16 protein-coding genes and 1 pseudogene are annotated in these 16,885 nt (G+C 68.0%); 9 read left to right on the top strand and 8 right to left on the bottom strand.

The genetic code is table 11. From position 1 onward, the window contains the following. Window positions 1-45 precede the first annotated feature (45 nt). Together BHE75_RS14200 and BHE75_RS14195 are read right to left on the bottom strand one after the other, a co-directional pair. A complete protein-coding gene (locus BHE75_RS14200; RefSeq protein WP_015457432.1) occupies window positions 46-1,098 on the bottom strand; it encodes a 1,9-bis(guanidino)-5-aza-nonane synthase in 1,053 nt (350 codons plus the stop codon). A 126-nt stretch (window positions 1,099-1,224) separates the two neighbouring features. Further along, window positions 1,225-2,445 carry an Orn/DAP/Arg decarboxylase 2 gene (locus BHE75_RS14195; RefSeq protein WP_015457431.1) on the bottom strand — a complete coding sequence of 407 codons (1,221 nt, stop codon included), beginning with the start codon at window positions 2,443-2,445 and terminating at the stop codon, window positions 1,225-1,227. Window positions 2,446-2,742: 297 nt separating this feature from the next. On the opposite strand from BHE75_RS14195, the gene BHE75_RS14190 reads away from it, so the two are divergent. Beyond that, the gene (locus BHE75_RS14190) at window positions 2,743-2,928 is read left to right on the top strand and encodes a hypothetical protein (protein WP_015457430.1); all 186 of its coding nucleotides are present in this window, start codon (window positions 2,743-2,745) and stop codon (window positions 2,926-2,928) included. Window positions 2,929-3,280: 352 nt separating this feature from the next. On the opposite strand, the pseudogene BHE75_RS25015 reads toward BHE75_RS14190, so the two are convergent. Together BHE75_RS25015 and BHE75_RS14180 are read right to left on the bottom strand one after the other, a co-directional pair. Next, window positions 3,281-3,559: pseudogene (locus tag BHE75_RS25015) on the bottom strand (class I SAM-dependent methyltransferase); the annotation flags it as partial. A gap of 145 nt (window positions 3,560-3,704) precedes the next feature. After that, window positions 3,705-4,352 carry an alpha/beta hydrolase gene (locus tag BHE75_RS14180; protein ID WP_015457429.1) on the bottom strand — a complete coding sequence of 216 codons (648 nt, stop codon included), beginning with the start codon at window positions 4,350-4,352 and terminating at the stop codon, window positions 3,705-3,707. A 105-nt stretch (window positions 4,353-4,457) separates the two neighbouring features. Between BHE75_RS14180 and BHE75_RS14175 the strand changes: the two genes are divergently transcribed. The 5 genes from BHE75_RS14175 to BHE75_RS14155 are packed head-to-tail and all read left to right on the top strand — an operon-like array spanning window position 4,458 to window position 8,419. Continuing rightward, window positions 4,458-5,513, top strand: coding sequence for a cysteine desulfurase family protein (locus BHE75_RS14175; RefSeq protein ID WP_070934273.1), 1,056 nt, complete (start codon window positions 4,458-4,460; stop codon window positions 5,511-5,513). Continuing rightward, window positions 5,510-6,625 (top strand): cysteine desulfurase family protein, encoded by a 1,116-nt coding sequence (locus BHE75_RS14170; protein WP_070934272.1) that lies wholly within the window; start codon window positions 5,510-5,512, stop codon window positions 6,623-6,625. The genes BHE75_RS14175 and BHE75_RS14170 overlap by 4 nt, the downstream gene beginning before the upstream one ends. Continuing rightward, a complete protein-coding gene (locus BHE75_RS14165; RefSeq protein WP_041865122.1) occupies window positions 6,622-6,957 on the top strand; it encodes a 2Fe-2S iron-sulfur cluster-binding protein in 336 nt (111 codons plus the stop codon). The genes BHE75_RS14170 and BHE75_RS14165 overlap by 4 nt, the downstream gene beginning before the upstream one ends. A gap of 3 nt (window positions 6,958-6,960) precedes the next feature. Next, window positions 6,961-8,064, top strand: coding sequence for an endonuclease/exonuclease/phosphatase family protein (locus BHE75_RS14160; protein WP_084653219.1), 1,104 nt, complete (start codon window positions 6,961-6,963; stop codon window positions 8,062-8,064). Continuing rightward, window positions 8,054-8,419, top strand: coding sequence for a DUF983 domain-containing protein (locus BHE75_RS14155; protein ID WP_015457424.1), 366 nt, complete (start codon window positions 8,054-8,056; stop codon window positions 8,417-8,419). Before BHE75_RS14160 ends, BHE75_RS14155 begins: the two co-directional genes overlap by 11 nt. A gap of 15 nt (window positions 8,420-8,434) precedes the next feature. Here the strand turns inward: BHE75_RS14155 and BHE75_RS14150 are convergent, their stop codons facing one another. Then, on the bottom strand, window positions 8,435-9,223 hold the full coding sequence (locus BHE75_RS14150) for a crotonase/enoyl-CoA hydratase family protein (RefSeq protein WP_070934271.1): 789 nt from the start codon (window positions 9,221-9,223) through the stop codon (window positions 8,435-8,437). Window positions 9,224-9,337: 114 nt separating this feature from the next. On the opposite strand from BHE75_RS14150, the gene BHE75_RS14145 reads away from it, so the two are divergent. From BHE75_RS14145 to BHE75_RS23345, 3 genes are all read left to right on the top strand, one after another. Continuing rightward, window positions 9,338-11,389, top strand: a complete 2,052-nt coding sequence (locus BHE75_RS14145; protein WP_070934270.1) for a S9 family peptidase — start codon at window positions 9,338-9,340, stop codon at window positions 11,387-11,389. A gap of 67 nt (window positions 11,390-11,456) precedes the next feature. Beyond that, window positions 11,457-11,633 carry a hypothetical protein gene (locus tag BHE75_RS24535; protein WP_191225200.1) on the top strand — a complete coding sequence of 59 codons (177 nt, stop codon included), beginning with the start codon at window positions 11,457-11,459 and terminating at the stop codon, window positions 11,631-11,633. After that, window positions 11,630-13,744: an AMP-binding protein gene (locus BHE75_RS23345; RefSeq protein ID WP_084653217.1), complete on the top strand. Its 2,115-nt coding sequence runs from the start codon at window positions 11,630-11,632 to the stop codon at window positions 13,742-13,744. Before BHE75_RS24535 ends, BHE75_RS23345 begins: the two co-directional genes overlap by 4 nt. Here the strand turns inward: BHE75_RS23345 and BHE75_RS14135 are convergent. From BHE75_RS14135 to BHE75_RS14125, 3 genes are read right to left on the bottom strand one after another with little or no spacing between them, the layout of a single operon-like run. Beyond that, window positions 13,741-14,760: a glycosyltransferase family 2 protein gene (locus BHE75_RS14135; RefSeq protein WP_070934269.1), complete on the bottom strand. Its 1,020-nt coding sequence runs from the start codon at window positions 14,758-14,760 to the stop codon at window positions 13,741-13,743. The two genes, BHE75_RS23345 and BHE75_RS14135, sit on opposite strands and share 4 nt — an antisense overlap. Next, complete coding sequence (locus tag BHE75_RS14130) at window positions 14,757-15,818, bottom strand: glycosyltransferase family 2 protein (protein ID WP_070934268.1); 1,062 nt, start codon at window positions 15,816-15,818, stop codon at window positions 14,757-14,759. Before BHE75_RS14130 ends, BHE75_RS14135 begins: the two co-directional genes overlap by 4 nt. Beyond that, window positions 15,805-16,848, bottom strand: a complete 1,044-nt coding sequence (locus BHE75_RS14125; protein WP_070934267.1) for an acyltransferase family protein — start codon at window positions 16,846-16,848, stop codon at window positions 15,805-15,807. The genes BHE75_RS14130 and BHE75_RS14125 overlap by 14 nt, the downstream gene beginning before the upstream one ends. Window positions 16,849-16,885 lie beyond the last annotated feature (37 nt).

The following is a 16,885-nucleotide window of genomic DNA, read 5'->3' as shown; positions in this document are numbered from 1 at the left end:
GGGGTGGATTTCCGGCGAGGATCGGATCGGCCGACCCAGGCCGCATCAATCGAAGATGCGGCCCCAGGCGCGCTTCGCGCGGGTCTTCCAGTGGCCGCGATGATAGGCGTCCGACGCGAGCAGCGGCATCACCGAGCCGGCCTCGGCGAAGACCATCTGCTCGAGCGCGGTATCGACCTTGCCCCAGCTTGCCGCTTCCTTCAGCGTCGAGGAAGAGCAGGCGCCGTCGCGCACGTCCGCCACGGTGATCTGCACGGCATATTTGTGCATCTCCACATCCTCGTGGCCGAGGATTTCGGCGCAGACCACGGTATCCTGGATGAAGTTCTTCGGCACGCCGCCGCCGATCATCAGCAGGCCGGTGGTGCCCGCCTTGATCTTGATGTCCGTCAACTCGCGGAAATCGGCGATGGCATCCAGCACCATGTAGGGCTTGCCCTCCTTGGCGCGCTCCACCTGGTGCTTGACGAGGCCGAAGCCCGCCGAGCTGTCGACGAAGGCCGGGCAGAAGATCGGCACGTCATGCTCGTAGGCGAGCTTGACGAGGCTGTTCTCCTTCTTGCCGTGCTCGGCCAGATACTTGCCCATCTCGCGGATGAAGGCGCGCGAGGAATAGGCCTTCGGCTCCAGCGAATCCGCGATCTTGCCGATCGTGTGGTCGCAGTCCTGAAGCTGCTCCTCGTCGATATAGGTGTCGTAGATGCGGTCGATGTAGAGCGAACGCAGCGTGTTGTCGTCCGGCACCTCGAGCGCCTGATAATGCTTGTGGCCGAGGCCCTCGAAGAAATCCATGTCGACGATCGACGCGCCGGTCGCGACCACGCCGTCCACCATGTTGGAACGGACCAGCTCCGCATAGAGGTCCATGCAGCCGCCGGCCGAGGTGGAGCCCGCGATCACCAGGAAGATCGAGCAATCCGGATCGGCGAGCATCTGATTGTAGATGCCGGTCGCCCGCGCCAGATCGCGGCTGGTGAAGCTCATCTTGCCCATCGCATCGACGATGGGACGCGCGTCGAAGCTCTTGATGTCGATATGCTCGACGACGGTGGAGAGCAGATCCGCCTTGCGCGTATCGTTGGTGGGGGCGTCGTTCATGGTTGTTCCTCGAAATGCAAACTGGCCGTCATCCCGGCAAAGGCTGGGATCCCGGGAAGCGAGCGAACCCGTGCTTCGCGAGATGCCAGCCTTCGCCGGCATGACGGCAAATAGAAGGATGTCGTCTTACAGCGTGATGACGTTGGACGGAACCGCGGGTTCCGTTTCGGTGCGATAGAGGCTGGCCATGGGCTCATCCTCGACGATCACCGATTCCCCGGCGGTGAAGCCGTTGAAGCCGGTGCGCATCGCGCAGCCATAGGCGCCCAGCATGCCGATCTCGATATAATCGCCGGCGGCGATATCGGCGGGCAGCATGAACGGGCCGGCCATATGGTCCAGATCGTCGCAGGTGGGGCCGTAGAAGCTGAACGCCATATCCTTCGCGTCCGATCCGCTTTCGCGGACCAGCTCGGTCGGGAAGCGCCAGCCGACATGCGCCGCATCGAACAGGGCGCCATAGGCGCCGTCGTTGATGTAGAGCTCCTCGCCCCGGCGCTTTTCGACGCGGACCAGCAGGCTCGCATATTCGGCGCACAGCGCGCGGCCCGGCTCGCACCACAATTCGGCCGAATAGCTGACGGGCAGGCTTTCGAACGCTTCGTGGATCGCCGCGAAATAGGCTTCCAGCGACGGCGGCTCCATGCCCGGATAGACGGACGGGAAGCCCCCGCCGACATCGACCACGTCCACCGTGACGCCGGCCTCGACGATCGCGGCGCGCACCAGCTCCATCGCCTGGGTATAGGCGGCGGGCGTCATCGCCTGGCTGCCGACGTGGAAGCACACGCCCAGCGTGTCGGCGACCTGGCGGGCGGCCAGCAGCACGGGAGCCGCATCGCGCGCATCGACGCCGAACTTCGAGGCGAGGCTGAGCTTGGAATGATCCGACGAGACCCTGAGCCGCACGCAGAGCGTGAGGTCGCGGGCGCCGTTGGTGGCGCGGACGATCTTGGCCAGCTCCTCCTCGGTATCGAGTGAGAAGGTGCGCACGCCATGGACGTGATACGCCTCGGCGATCGCTTCCTCGGCCTTGACCGGGTGCATGAAGCAGAGCGTGGCTTCCGGCACGATGCCCGCGACCAGCCGCACCTCGGCGATCGAGGCGACATCGAAATGCGTGACGCCGCTTTCCCACAGGAGCGCGATCAGTTCGGGCGAGGGATTGGCCTTCACCGCATACATCGGCCGGCCCGGAAACTTCTCTACGAAGAATCGGGCGGCCCGGCGGGCGGCATGCGGACGAAGGAGCGTGACCGGCTGGACCGGGCGCAGCTTCGCGACGACGGCACCGGTGGTGCCGGTAGGGGCGGTCGCTAGCCCCAGCGCGCTATGGTGCTTGTGCAACTCAAGGGACCTCCAGGGGTAGTGTTGGCAAGAAGGCTGCCTTGCGGTGGAAGTCCCATGGGGCAGCGGACGCGCTACATAGGATCGGGGGTCCCCCCTGTAAAGTTGGATTCCGGGGGTGAGGGCGACGCAGCCGGGATTTGCGGCCGGAAGGGGCCGGATTTCGGGCGATCTGGGCGGCTGGAGGGCGAAAAATAAATATGGCCGCGGAGGTTGGGCGGCGGTTCGGACGCGGAACGAATCGATTCGAATCCGGCCTTCTTCTAAACTGTGCGCCGGCAAGCTAAGGCGATCGATATGCAGTCGATTCTCGAAGGCGTGGCCGGCATTGCCCCGGCAATCGCGATGCTTGCCGTCTTCGCCCTGGTGGCGGGCGGCCTCTATCTGATGCGCAAGCGCCACAGCCGGGGCAAGGGCGCGCTGATGCTGGTCGCGGCCGCCGTGCTCCTGGCCAATGTGATGCTCTGGACCTTGCCGGTCTGAACGCGTCCGCGTCGACCGGCCTTATTTCGTGAGCACCACGATTGCCCCGGCCCGCATGTTGGGGCGGAAGGCGAGATCCACGATCCGTTCTGGCGAATCTGAGGCCCTTCTTGCTCCACAGAGACGGCGGGGGCTTGCCGTAGAAAATCTCGTTCAATTCGTGCGGCATGGGCATCACCCGGAAGCCGGAAAATCCGACCTCCAGCCCCCGGCGGATGATCAGGCTGGGCGGCATATCCCGCTCGTTCACGCCATAGAGCCGCATCGCTTCAATCGAGATCGGGTTCGCGGCATGGCCTTCGCCGGGCTCGTGGGTGATGAGCGTGCCGCCAGGCTTCAATGCCCGGTAGGCGGAGCGGATCGCACCCAATTCGTCATCGGCATGATGGAGGGAATCGAAGAAGATCGCATGGTCGAACGCCGCTTCGAAGCCCAATTCCTCATAATCCCCGCAAACGAAGCGAAGTTGCGCGTCGGAAAGGCCGTGGAGGGCCCTGTTCTCGTTGGCGAGGGCGATCATGTCCTCGCTTATGTCCTGGCCCGTGACCCGATAGCCGCGCCGGGCGAGGAACTGGCTTGTCCAGCCGCCGCCGCAGCCCAGATCGAGCACGCCAGCTGGCGGCTGGCGCATGAGCGACATGATCAGCCCGATCGAGACCAGGTTGATGCCGCAAAGCGGATCGGAAAAGGGCTTGCCGAGCGAGTGGACCCGCCCGGCTTCACCGATCTTCTCCAGATAGGAGCGTTCGCCGTCCTTTGACATCGCCGGTCGATCTTCAGCGATCGGTGGCGAGGCGCATGTCCAGATAATCGTCCACCGACTTCATCAGTTCGGGCATCTCATGCTCGAAGAAGTGGTTGGCGCCGGGGATCACGTCGTGATGGATGGTGATGTGGCGCTGGGTGCGGAGCTTGTCGACCAGCTTCTGCACCGCGCTGGGCGTCACCACCTCATCCGAATCGCCCTGGATGATGATGCCCGAGGAGGGGCAGGGGGCGAGGAAGGTGAAATCATACATGTTCGCCGGCGGGGCGATCGAGATGAAGCCCTTGATCTCCGGCCGGCGCATCAGGAGCTGCATGCCGATCCACGCGCCGAAGCTGAAGCCGGCGATCCAGGTGGTCTGCGCCTCGGGGTGGATGGACTGCACCCAATCGAGCGCGGAGGCGGCGTCCGAAAGCTCGCCGATGCCGTTGTCGAACGTGCCCTGCGACTTGCCGACGCCGCGGAAGTTGAAGCGCAGGGTGGCGAAGCCGCGCTTCACGAACGTCTGGTAGAGCGACTGGACGATGCGGTTGTTCATCGTGCCGCCGCCCTGCGGGTGGGGATGGAGGATCAGCGCCACCGGTGCGCGGGGGCGCGGCCCCGGATTGAAACGGCCTTCGAGACGACCTTCGGGTCCGGGAAAGATGACTTCGGGCATCGGCACCTGCTGATACAATAGGGATCGCGCGCAAGGGTGGATGCGCGCGGAGTTGCAGGCCTATATAGAGGGCGGACTATCGCGCGCAATCTTGTCGGAGCACGAATGCCCCTCGCCCGCATCTATCTCGACCATGCCGCGACCACGCCGCTGCTGCCCCAGGCGCGCGACGCGATGGCCGACGGGCTGGCCCGCTGGGCGAACCCGTCCTCCCCCCATGCCGAGGGACGGGCGGCGCGGGCGGCGCTGGAGGATGCGCGGGCGCGGACCGCCGCCGCGCTGGGCTGGGACGGCGAGCTGATCTTCACCAGCGGGGCGAGCGAGGCGCTGGCGATCGCGCTGCTCCGCGCCAAGGCGGCGGATGTCGCGGTTTCCGCCATCGAGCATGATGCTGTGCGGCGCGTGGCGGCGGAGCCGGTGGTGCCGGTGGGCGGCGACGGCATCGTGCAGGCATTGCCGGACGCGCCGGGAGCGCTGTTCGCCATCCAGCACGCCAATAACGAGACCGGCATTCTGCAGCCCGAGGACCGCGTGGCCGGGATGGTGCGCGCGCAGGGCGGCCTGTGGCTGGCCGATTGCGCGCAGACGGCGGGGAAGCTGCCCCTGCCGGCGGGCGCAGACTTCATCGCGGTTTCCGCGCACAAGCTGGGCGGGCCGCCGGGGATCGGCGCGCTGCTGGTGCGCGATCTCGCCACGCTGGACGCGCCGGGCGGGCAGGAGAAGGGCTATCGCCCCGGCACCGAGAACCTGCCGGCGGCGCTGGGCTTTGCCGCCGCGCTGGAGGCGCGGCGCGAATGGCTGGGCCGGGCGGCGGAACTGCGTGAGCATCTGGAGAAGGCGCTGACGGCGGCGGGCGGCGTGGTGGTGGGGGCTGGGAGCCCGCGCATCCCCACGATCGGCGCCTATCGCATGCCCGGCGTGCCGGCGGCCCCGCAACTGATCCGCTTCGACCTCGCCGGCATCGCGGTTTCGGCGGGGAGCGCCTGTTCTTCGGGCAGCGTGAAGCCCAGCCATGTGCTGATGGCGATGGGCTGGCCCGAGGAGGAGGCGCGCGAGGTGATCCGCGTCAGCTTCGGCCCTTCGACCACGCGGGCCGAGATATATGAGTTCATCCGTGTCTGGACGGCGATGGCGGCGGATGCGGGCAAGCGCGCGGCATGAGCCCCATCTATCTGGACTATCAGGCGACCACGCCGCTGGCGCCCGAGGCGCGCGCGGCGATGCTGCGCTGGCTGGACGGACGGGCGGCCAATCCCCATTCGCCCCACCGCGCGGGCCGCGAGGCGGCGGCGGCGGTGGAGGCGGCGCGGGCGCAGGTGGCGGTGCCGTTCCGTGACGGGCAACTGATCTTCACCGGCGGGGCGACCGAGGCGGTGAACATGGCGCTCCGTGGTACCATGGGGAGGGCCGGCAGCGGGCGCCGCCGGCTGGTGACGATCGCGACCGAGCATGCCTGCGTGCTCGATACCGCGGCTGCACTGGCGCGCGAGGGATATGAGGCAATCGTCCTGCCGGTGGATCGCGAGGGGATGGTGGACCTCGATGCGGCGGCCGGCGCGATCGACGATAGCTGCGCGCTGGTTTCCGTGATGCACGTGAATAACGAGATCGGCGTGATCCAGCCGATCGCGGCGCTCGTTGAGATGGCGCGGCGCGCGGGTGCGCTGGTGCATGTCGATGCCGCGCAGGGTTATGGCAAGCTGCCGATCCCGGAGGGGGCGGACTTCGTTTCGATTTCCGCGCACAAGATTTACGGGCCGATCGGCATCGGCGCGCTGTGGATGGCGGAAGGGCGAACGCTGCCGGCGCTGCTCCACGGTGGTGGGCAGGAAGGCGGCATAAGATCGGGCACGGTCAGCCCGGCGCTGGCGGCGGGCTTCGGCGCGGCGGCGGCGACTGCCTTCGGGCGGATGGAGGAGGACCGCATCCATGCCGAGGCGCTGGCGCGGCGATTGCGCGCGGGGCTGGAAGACTGGACGCTGAACGGCGCGGAAAGCCCGCGCTGGCCGGGCAATGCCAATCTCCGCCGCGATGGGCTGGATGCGGCGCGGCTGATATCGGAACTGCGCGGGATCGCCTTTTCGGCGGGATCGGCCTGCGCCAGCGGATCGGGCCGGCCCAGCCATGTGCTGAAGGCGATCGGGCTCAGCGATGCGCAGGCGCGGTCGAGCATCCGGCTGGGTTTCGGCCGATATACGACGGAGGATGAGATCGACAAGGCGGTGGCGCTGATCCGCGAGGCGGCGGAACGGCAGATGGAGTGGGCGGCATGACGACGGTGCGGTTCGTCTCCGCTGACGGCAGCCATATCGACGAGGTGGAGGCGCCGGCGGGCGCGCGGCTGCTGGATGTGGCGCAGGCCAACGGCCAGCCGCTGGAAGGAACCTGCGAAGGGCAGATGGCCTGTTCCACCTGCCATGTCATCGTCGATCGGGAGGATTTCCCGAAGCTCGATGAAGCCACCGAGATGGAGGAGGACCTGCTGGACCTGGCGGCGAGCGTGACCCGATGGTCCCGCCTGGCATGCCAGGTCTATCTGCCGGAGGGGCTGGAGAGCCTGACGGTGCGGATACCCGGAGAATCCCGCAACATGCAGGGGCGCTGAGCCTTGGGCGGCGCCGGCGGATCGTTCTGCGTGCTGGCCTCGGCCGGGCTGATCGCAGCGCTGGCGGGCTGCACCGGCGCGCCGCCGTTGCGGACCATGGCGTGTGGCGCGGCCAGCGCCCCGGACATCGCGGTTTCGGCCGACGGCAGGACCGCCTCCACCCGCCTCAGCGTGCTGACCTACAATATCGAGGGGCTGGACTGGCCGGCGCGGTCGGGCCGGCCGGTGCAACTGCGCCAGATCGGCGAGCGGCTGGCGGCGATGCGCGCGGCGGGAACCGCGCCGGACGTGGTGCTGGTGCAGGAGATGTTCAGCCGCGCCGCCAAGAAGGCGGTGCGCGACAGCGGCTATCCGGCGATCGCGCCGGGGCCGAGCCGGCTGACCAGGGCGCCGAAGATCAAGCAGGAGCCGCTGCCCGGCAAATCCAAGTGGAAGCATGGCGAGGTGGGCCTGCGGCTGAAGGGCAGCGGGCTGGCGATCGCATCCGCCTATCCGCTGATCGAGACGCAGGTGCGCGCCTATAGCCGCAAGGCGTGCGCGGGCTTCGATTGCCTGTCCAACAAGGGGATCATGATGGGGCGGATCGCCATCCCCGGCGTTCCGGGTGCGATCGACATCTATGGCACGCACATGAATTCGCGCGGGGCATCCAAGGCGCCGGCGGTGCGCAACCTGGCCGCGCACAAGCGGCAGTCGCAGGAAGCGGCCGAATTCCTTGCGGAAACGAACGACGATGCCAATCCGCTGATCTTCGGCGGCGATTTCAACATGCGCCATTCGATCGATCGCTTCGCCGCCTTCAGCCATTATCAGCCGCTGGAGCTGGTCCACCGCATCTGCGCGGACCCGAAATCGGGCTGCGACGTGCGGATGAGCTGGGACGGCGACGAGCCGTGGATGGACACGCAGGACCTGCAATTCTTCTGGCCCGGCGATGCGGTGTCGATCCGGCCGATCCGGGTGGAGGCGATGTTCGATGGCGGCCCGAGCGGGCCGGTGCTATCCGACCATGACGGTTTCATGGTGACTTATGAGCTGAGCTGGCCGGCGGATTCCACCCGCCCATCCGCCTGCACAGGAGCCGGCGGAGGGCGGAGTGACGGATAAGGGGACGGGTGCCAAGGGCGATCGGCCGCTGGGCCTGGCGTTGAAACGGGGCCTGCGCGGCCTGTGCCCGGCCTGCGGCGGGGCGCGGCTGTTCCGCCGTTTCCTGAAGCCGGTGGAGGCCTGCCCCGCCTGCGGCGAGCGCTGGGCCGAGCGGCGCGCCGACGATTTTCCCGCCTATCTGGCGATATTGGTGACGGGCCACCTGCTGCTGCCGGTGATCGTGGAAGTGAACATCCAGTTCGACGTCGGCACGCTCACCCAGATGATCGGCTGGCCGCTGGTCGCCGCCGGCATGGCGCTGGCGATGATCCAGCCGCTGAAGGGCGCGGTGCTGGGCCTGCTCTGGGCGCGATAGGAAGCCGGGGGCCGATCAGTCCGTGAAGCGGGGCGCCCGCTTCTGGAGGTTGGCCATGACGGCCTCCATCTGGTTGGGCGATCCGAGCAGGCGGAGCTGCTCGTCGCTTTCGGCCTGGAGGATGGCGGCGGCGTCGCCATCGGCGGCGAGGTTGAAGAGGCGCTTGGCGCCGCGCACGGCATCCGGGTTGCGGCCGGCGATTTCCGCCGCCAGCGCCAGCGCGTCTTCCAGCGGCGTATCGCTGGTGCGGGTGAGGAAGCCGAGCGCCTGCGCCTCGACTCCGTCGAATTCCCGCGCGGTATAAGTCAGTTCCCGCAGCACGTCGTCGCGCGCCAGCGTGCGCCACAGCGCGATGCCGGCCATGTCCGGCACCAGCCCCCACCAGCCTTCGCGAATGGCGAAGCGCGCCTGCGGATGGCCGAGGCGGATGTCCGCGCCCGACATGATCTGGAAGCCGCCGCCCAGCGCCACCCCATGCACCGCCGCGATCACCGGGAAGGGCAAGGCGCGCCAGCCCCAGGCCACCTGCTGCACGACATTGGCCGGGCCATGGGATCGCGGCCCGAGCTGGAACGGCAATTCGCCGCCCGCCATCGAGGCCATATCCAGCCCCGCGCAGAAACCCCGGCCTTCGCCGGACAGCACGGCCGCGCGGACATCGGTGCGGCGGCCGAGATGGTCGATCGCCTCCACCAGCGCATCGAACATCGCCGGGTCGATGGCGTTCATCTTCTCGGCCCGGGCCAGCCGGACATCGGCGACATGGTTTTCGACCGTAAGGGTAACGCGATCCTTGAAGTTCATCTGTAGCCTTCCCGTGCTGCCGACCGTTCTGTGCGCCGCCAGGGCCGCGCTTCCAAGCGGAATCCGCTTCGCGTTGTTGCCCGACTCCGCACGCTTGCCCTATCCCCATCGCCCATGAAGAAACTCACCGCCGCGAGCCTCGCCGCGCTCGCCTTCGCCACGGCCGCCGCGCCCGCCGCCGCCCGCCCGCTTACCGCGCTCGACATGGTCGGGCTTTCGCGGGTTTCCGATCCGGTCGTATCGCCCGACGGGCGCTGGGCCGTGTGGCAGCAGCGCGAGACGGACCTCGCCGCCAACAAGGGCCGGACGGACCTGTGGCGGATCGACCTGAAGGCAAAGGATGGGAAGCCCGAGAAGCTCGTCGCCGATCCCACCGTAAACGAAAGCGCGCCCGCCTTCGCCGCTGATGGATCGCTGTGGTTCCTGTCCGACAAGTCGGGCGACGGCCAGGCGTGGCGCCTGCCGGTGGGCGCCGCCGCCCCGGTGCAGGTGACGAACATCCGCGAGGGGATTGCCGGCTTCCTGCTGGCGCCGACCGGAGACAAGCTGCTGGTGTGGGCGGACCGGTTGCCCGGCGCGCCTTCGGCCGAGCCGGCGATGGTGAAGAAGGATGCGAACGCCGGGTCCGGCCGCGCCTATGGCCGGCTTTTCGTCCGCCATTGGGATATGTGGGCGGATGGCACGCGATCGCAGATCTTCGTGCTGCCGGTGGCGGACGGCAAGGCCGAGGGGCAGGGCCGCTCGCTGATGGGCGGGCTGATCGGCGACACGCCGTCCAAGCCGCAGGGCGGGGCCGAGGAGATCGCCTGGGCACCCGACGGCAAGACCGTCTATTTCGCGCTGCGCGAGGCGGGGCGGATCGAATCGCTTTCCACCAATCTCGATATCTTCGCGGTGCCGGCGGACGGATCGACCGGGCCGGTGAACCTGACCGCCGACAATAAGGGCACGGACAACCTGCCGGCGGTGTCGCCGGACGGGAAGTGGCTGGCCTGGGCGGCGATGGCGCGCGCCGGCTATGAGGCGGATCGCATGGTGATCCACCTGCGGGAGATCGCGACCGGCAAGGTGACGGTGCTGACCGACGGCTGGGATCGTTCGGTGGAATCGATCCAGTGGGCGCCCAATTCGGATAGCCTGATCGTCACCGCGCACGATCATTTCGACCGGCCGATCTTCCAGGTGGATCGCGCCACCGGCAAGATCCGCCGGCTGACCGGTGACGGTTCGGCGGGCGGCATCGCCACCAACGGCAACGGGCTGGTCTATACCTTCGACAGCCTGACCGCGCCGGCCGACCTGTTCGCGCTGGACGAATATGGCAAGCCGACGCGGCTGACGCAGGTGAACGCCGCCAAGCTCGCCGGCGTCGACATGCCGGAAGCCACCCGCTTCAGCTTCGCCGGCGCCAATGGCGATACCGTCTGGGGCTATGCGGTGAAGCCGGCAGGGCTGGGCAAGGGCGCGAAGGTGCCGGTGGCCTTCGTCGTCCATGGCGGCCCGCAATCGACCATGGGCAACGGCTGGTCCTATCGCTGGAACCCGGCGGTGATGGCGTCCGCCGGCTTCGGCGCGGTGATGATCGATTTCCACGGCAGCATCGGCTACGGCCAGGCCTTCACCGATGCGATCAACAAGGATTGGGGCGGCAAGCCGCTGGAGGACCTGCAGAAGGGCCTTGCCGCCGCGACCGCGAAGTTCGGCTGGCTGGATGGGACCAGGGCCTGCGCGCTCGGCGGCTCCTATGGCGGCTATATGATGAACTGGATCGCCGGCAACTGGCCGGACCGGTTCAACTGCCTCGTCACCCATGCCGGCGTGTTCGATGCCCGCGCCATGGCCTATGAGACCGAGGAATTGTGGTTCGACGAATGGGAGCATGGCGGCCCCTATTTCGAGCACCCGGAAGAGTTCGAGAAATGGAACCCGGTGAACCATGTGACGGCGTGGAAGACGCCGATGCTGGTGATCCATGGCGAAAAGGATTTCCGCATCCCTTACACGCAGGGGCTGGCGGCCTTCACCGCCCTGCAGCGGCGCGAGATCCCGTCGCGGCTGGTGGTGTTCCCGGATGAGAACCATTGGGTGCTGAAGCCCAAGAACAGCCTGCAATGGTATGCCGAAACGCTCGGCTGGATGAAGCGGTGGACGGGCAAGGCCGAATAGGTTGCGGCCGGCCGGTGGGGCCCCTATCGTCCCGCCGGCCCGGACGGAGATGGCGAGACGGCGACCCGTGAATCTGCAAAGCCATCCCAATGCGTTCTGCGAGCAGCGGCCGGAAACGGACGCCGCCCTCGGCCGGATTCTCCCGTTCGAAGGGGATGAACCCATGGCTCGCATCCGGGGGGCAGGCCGTGCAGCGCGCCGCGATGCGGACGGCCGGATCGTCGACGGGCTGGAGCAATCATGACGGAACTCAACGCCAACCCGTTCCGAAGCATGTCCACCGTTGGCGTCGTGGCCACCAACAGCGCCGGCTATGTCCGCCAGATGATCGGCAATCTGGAACGGGGCCGGATTTCCGTGCCCCTGACGCGCGCGGACGACGATTATCGGCTTCGACAGACGTTCACCACCGATATCGCCGAACCGGAAAGCGGCGCGGGCTGGATCGATATGCCCTTTCGTTCCCGCGGGGGCGACGAGCCGGCACAGATTTCCTTTACATCCGGAACGCAGGGCACGCCCAAGGCGGTGTTGCTGAGCCACGGAAATCTCCACGACGTCGTGGTCCGCGTGACCGAGGCGATGGCGATCGACGAGGGAATCCGCGAATATATCGGCATTCCCGTCTATCACTCCTTCGGCTACGCCCGCTGCCGCATCGTCCTCAATGCTGGCGGGCGCGCCTTCATCCCCGAACATGGCTTCGATCTTCAGGAGATCCAGCGGATGCTGCGGGCGGGCGAGATCAACGCGATTTCGGCCGTTCCCACCCTGTGGCGCATCTTCCTGGCGGCGCGCGACCGGTTCGGCGCCGAGCTGGAGCGCGTGCGCTGGGTGGAGATCGGCAGCCAATATATGTCGGGGGAAGAAAAGGCCACCCTTCGCGCGGCTTTGCCCAATGCCCGGATCGTCCAGCATTACGGCCTGACCGAAGCTTCGCGCACGACGCTCCAGAGCATCGACCGCGAGCCTTTGGAGACGCTGGATTCGGTGGGCGAGGCGCGCGGCGGCGTGGAGATCCGCATCAATGCGCGCGGACGCATCGAGACCAGGGGGCCGCACGTCGCCCTCGGCATATTGGACGGCGGCAAATGGCAAGCGATCGGCCGGGACGAATGGCTGGAAACGTCCGACATGGGCCGGATCGAGGATGGGCGCCTCTATTTTCTGGGCCGCGGCGATGACGTGATCAACATCGCCGGCATCAAGCTTTCGCCCGATCTGCTCGAAAGCGCGGTGCGCCGGTCGCTGGAGGAGCAGCAGGTCGATTCCGGCGATTTCGCGCTGCTGCGGCGGGCCGATCCCCTGCGCGGGGATGGCATTGGCCTGGTCGTGACGCCCGCGACGTCGATGGTGCGCGACCAGCTTGTCGAGGCGATCGCCAGCCACGCCCAGGCGCTGGGCGTCAATGCGCGCAGCGCCATCACGGTTCATGAGGTCGAAAGCCTGCCGCGCACCGACACCGGAAAGATTCAGCGCACGATGCTGGCGACTCTGCTGAACGGCAAGCCCGCCGCCCATCCCGGCAAAGCCCTGCGCGTGGACGAGCAGGCCGAGCCCGAAAGCTTCGCGCGCCTGCTGGAGAAGTGCCTGGGCCGGCCTGTCGATCCGGCGCAGAGCTTTGCCGGGATGGGCGGCGATTCTCTCGGCCATTTGCAGGTCGCGCTTGCGCTCGAGCGTGCGCTCGATGGCGCGCCGGCGGGCTGGGAATGGCTGCCGCTGGGCGATCTGATCGCGCAGGTGGATGCGGCCGGCGATTTCGCCACCCTCATGGCCCAGGGGGAGGGGGGCGCGCCGCCGCTGCCCGATGGCAGCCGCAACATGAACCCGCCGGGCATTTCCTTCTGGTCTCTGGTCGCCGAGGATTATCGCGCCAACGGAAGCAAGCTGTCGAGCCAGGGCTTCCTCATGCTGTTCATCCACCGCTTCGGCAACTGGCGCATGGGCGTGCGGCTGAAGCCGCTGCGCATGCCGCTGACGGTGGCCTACCGTTTCCTCAACAAGCTGGCCCAGATCCTGTTCGGGATGAAGCTGGATTACACGGTCAAGGTCGGACGCCGCGTAAGGCTCGAACATTTCGGGGGAATGATCCTGGGCGCGCGCGCGATCGGGAATGACGTGGTCATCCGGCAGAACACGACATTCGGCATCCGTTCGATGGAGGATCTGAACGCCAAGCCGATCATCGGCGATGGCGTCGACATCGGCGCCGGGGCGGTCATCGTCGGCAACATCACGATCGGCGAACATTCGGTGATCGGCGCCAATTCCGTCATATTCACCAATATTCCGCCTTACTCCATCGCCATGGGTGTCCCGGCGAAGGTGGTCGGCCAAGCCCGGCGGCCGGCCTAACCCTTATATTCGATCAACTGCGAGGCCGCGCCGGACAGGCGGCGGCGGTGATAGAGCAGGACGCCGGACAGTTCGGCGAACTTGCCGGCGACGATCAGCGCCGCCCAGCGCAAGGCGAAGCCCGGTGGATCCCCGGCCGCCCGCGCGGGGCGGGCGAGGCGAAGGATCTGGAGCGGATAGGCCAGGGCGAGCACCGCCGCGACCGCGAAGCCGGTCGGGGTGCCGAAGATTCCCGCCAGCAGCGCGAGCAGGATCGCCGCTGGCAGCAGCCCGGCCCAGGCGAGGATGCTGCGCACCTGCCGCGCCCATAGCGGATCGGGCGTTCCCCGCCCGCGCCACGCCAGCTCCGCATAGGCATGGCCGCTGCGGCTGGCCCGTCGCCAATATTGTCCGAAGCGGTGCATGGCGGCGTCGTGCAGGGTCATTTCCGCGTCGATGCGGCGGATGCGGTGGCCGGCGGCGCGCAGGCGGGCGCAGAGATCCGGCTCCTCGCCAGCGATCAGGGTGGGATCATAGCCGCCGGCCGCGATCAGCGGGGGTGCGCGGAACAGGGCATCGCCGCCACAGGCCAGCGCCTCGCCCACCGGCACATTCCATTCACGGTCGCACATGCGGTTGTAGATGCTGGCTTCGGGAAAGCGCTCCCGCCGCCGGCCGAAGACGACGGCAAGGCCCGGCTCCGCATCCATCGCCGCCAGCGCGGCGGGCAGCCAGCCGGGATCGAGCGTGCAATCCCCATCGATCATCTGGACATAGTCCGGCGCTTGGCCGCCCGCCGTTTCGACCAGCGCCTCCAGCCCGGCATTGCGGGCGCGGGCGGCGGTGAAGGGGGTGCCCATGTCCAGCTCCACCACTCGCACGCCCATCGACCGGGCAAAGGCGACGCTGCCGTCGCTGGAGCCGGAATCGACATAGACGGCCGGCGCGCCGGGCGGCAGCGAGCGGAGGCAGGCCTTCAACCTTTCCCCTTCGTTGCGGCCGATGGCGACGATGCCGACGCGGCCGTCCACCGTCATCGCGCGGTTTCCATCCAGGCGGGCGGCTGATCGGGCGGGTCGTTCCAGCGGGCGACGGTGGGCCGGCGATCGCCGGGGCGCGGGGCCAGGCTGAGGCGGAGATGATCGGTGGCCTCCGGCGCCGCGGCGGGCTGGCCGCGCGTCAGCCGCAATGCCTCGCGCAGCTTCCATAATGCCCGGCCCGCCATCCAGGCGAGCGTGGCCGCGACCAGCGTGGCGGTGCCTCCGGTCCGCACGAAATAGCGCCGCCGCGAATTGAACCAGTAAGCCGGGCGGCGCGCGACATTGGCCACGTTCACGCCGGTGGCGGCCCCGCCGACATGGAAGACGCGGCTTTGCGGTTCATGCGCGACGCCCCAGCCGGCGGCGCGCAGGCGGCGCATCAGCTCGACCTCCTCGAAATAGAGGAAGAAGCCGTCGTCGAACAGGCCGACCTCGCGCAGCGCCTCGGCACGCAGCATCACGCTGGCGCCCGTCACCCAATCGGGATCGCCGGCATCCTCCACCAATGTCGGCCGGATGCCGAAGGCGCGGCCGAGTGCGGGGGTGGCGCTGCCGCGCAGGAATTCGCGGCCGATCGAGGGGAAGCGGAAGGCGCTGCCCACCGTGGCGCCGTCCGGCCGGAAAAGCTGGCTGCCGACCGCCGCGTGGCGGGGATGGGCCGCAAGCCATTGCGCGAGCAGGGCGACGGCACCGGGGGCGATCTCCGTATCGGGGTTGAGCAGGTGGATATAATCCGGCGGATCGTCCTGCTGGAGCAGGCGGAGCATCGCCTGGTTATTGGCCCAGCCGAAGCCGCCGTTGATCGGCAGCGGCAGCAGCCTGGCCCAGCCCTGGAAACGGGGATCGGCAATCCCGGCCGCCAGCTTTTCCGCCGATCCGTCCCCCGATCCGCCATCGGCCACCACCACTTCCAGGCCCGGCAGCGCCACGCGCTCCGCGGCCAGCGTCTCCACGCAGCGCAGCGCGAGATCGGGGGTGCGGTAATTGACGATGACGATGGCGACATGCGGGGCGACACGGGCGGTGGCGTGCGGCGGACGTTCAGCTTCTGACATATTTCCCCAACCCGAGAATCGGCGAGAGTTTCCGCCGCCCGGCAAATTCATACAAGCCCAAGGGGCCGAGCAGGCCGACAATCGTGCCGATCGCCAGCAGCCATGCCGGATCGAGGGCGAGGCCCATCTTCTGCACCGCCATCCTGAACCCCGCCGTGAAGAAGGTATGGGCGACATATATCGCCATCGATGCCTGGCCCAGGCGGACCAGCCAGGGCATCCGGCCGCGCAGGATGATGGCGAGCGTGGTCGTCATCGCGATGCCGGCGCCCGCGCCCACATAGAAGAGGATGGTGTGATCGGCGCCGCCGAGCGCCACGACCGTCTGCAGCAGGCGCGTGGCGGCGAAGATCAATGCGCCGCCCAGAAGAATGGTCGCAAGCGTGGGCGTGTCGAGATATTCGCCCCGCATCGCCGGCCACCGGCCCACCGCGATGCCCATGAGGAAGAAGGGGAAGAGCTGGGCGGTTTGCAGGATCATGTTGCCCGAGCCGAAATATGCGTGCGCGGCGATGCCCGTGCCGGCGATCACCGTCAGCAGGCGGAACCGGCCCCAGCCCGCCGCCACGACCAGGCAGCAGAGGAACAGGGCATAGAGGAACCAGAATTGCGCCACGGGTCGCACGCCGATGCCGGCAAGATCGTGGAGATCGAGCGGCCTGTTGGCGCTGCCCGTGGCCATCACGGTGAGGACATGCAGCGTCGACCAGAGCAGATAGGGCCAGGCGATGGCCTTCAGCTTTTCCGTCAGGAAAGCCGGGCGGCCCGCCGCCAGCGCCTGTTCGACATGCAGGCCGGCCAGGAGGAAGAATAAGGGCATGTGAAAGGCGTAGATGGCGCCATCGAAATCCCGCACCGCCGGATCAAGCGGCATCATGCCCGCTTCCACAAAGCCGCGTTCGGCATGCGCGAGCACCACGAGGAAGATGCCGATGCCCCTTGTGGCATCGATCCAGGGTATACGCCGCCCGCGTTCCACCTCCGCCGGCAGCGCGATCGCCGCGCTGGCCAGCGCCTGTCCCTCTCCCATAACGGCTCCCCCCGTTTGAGATCGAATGGTCCGTTAT

Origin of the sequence: Edaphosphingomonas haloaromaticamans, from assembly GCF_001853345.1 — a bacterium.
GTDB classification, from domain to species: Bacteria; Pseudomonadota; Alphaproteobacteria; order Sphingomonadales; family Sphingomonadaceae; genus Sphingomonas_E; species Sphingomonas_E fennica.
Note: the sequence above shows the minus strand (reverse complement) of the source record. Positions and strands in the feature narration are given on the sequence as shown.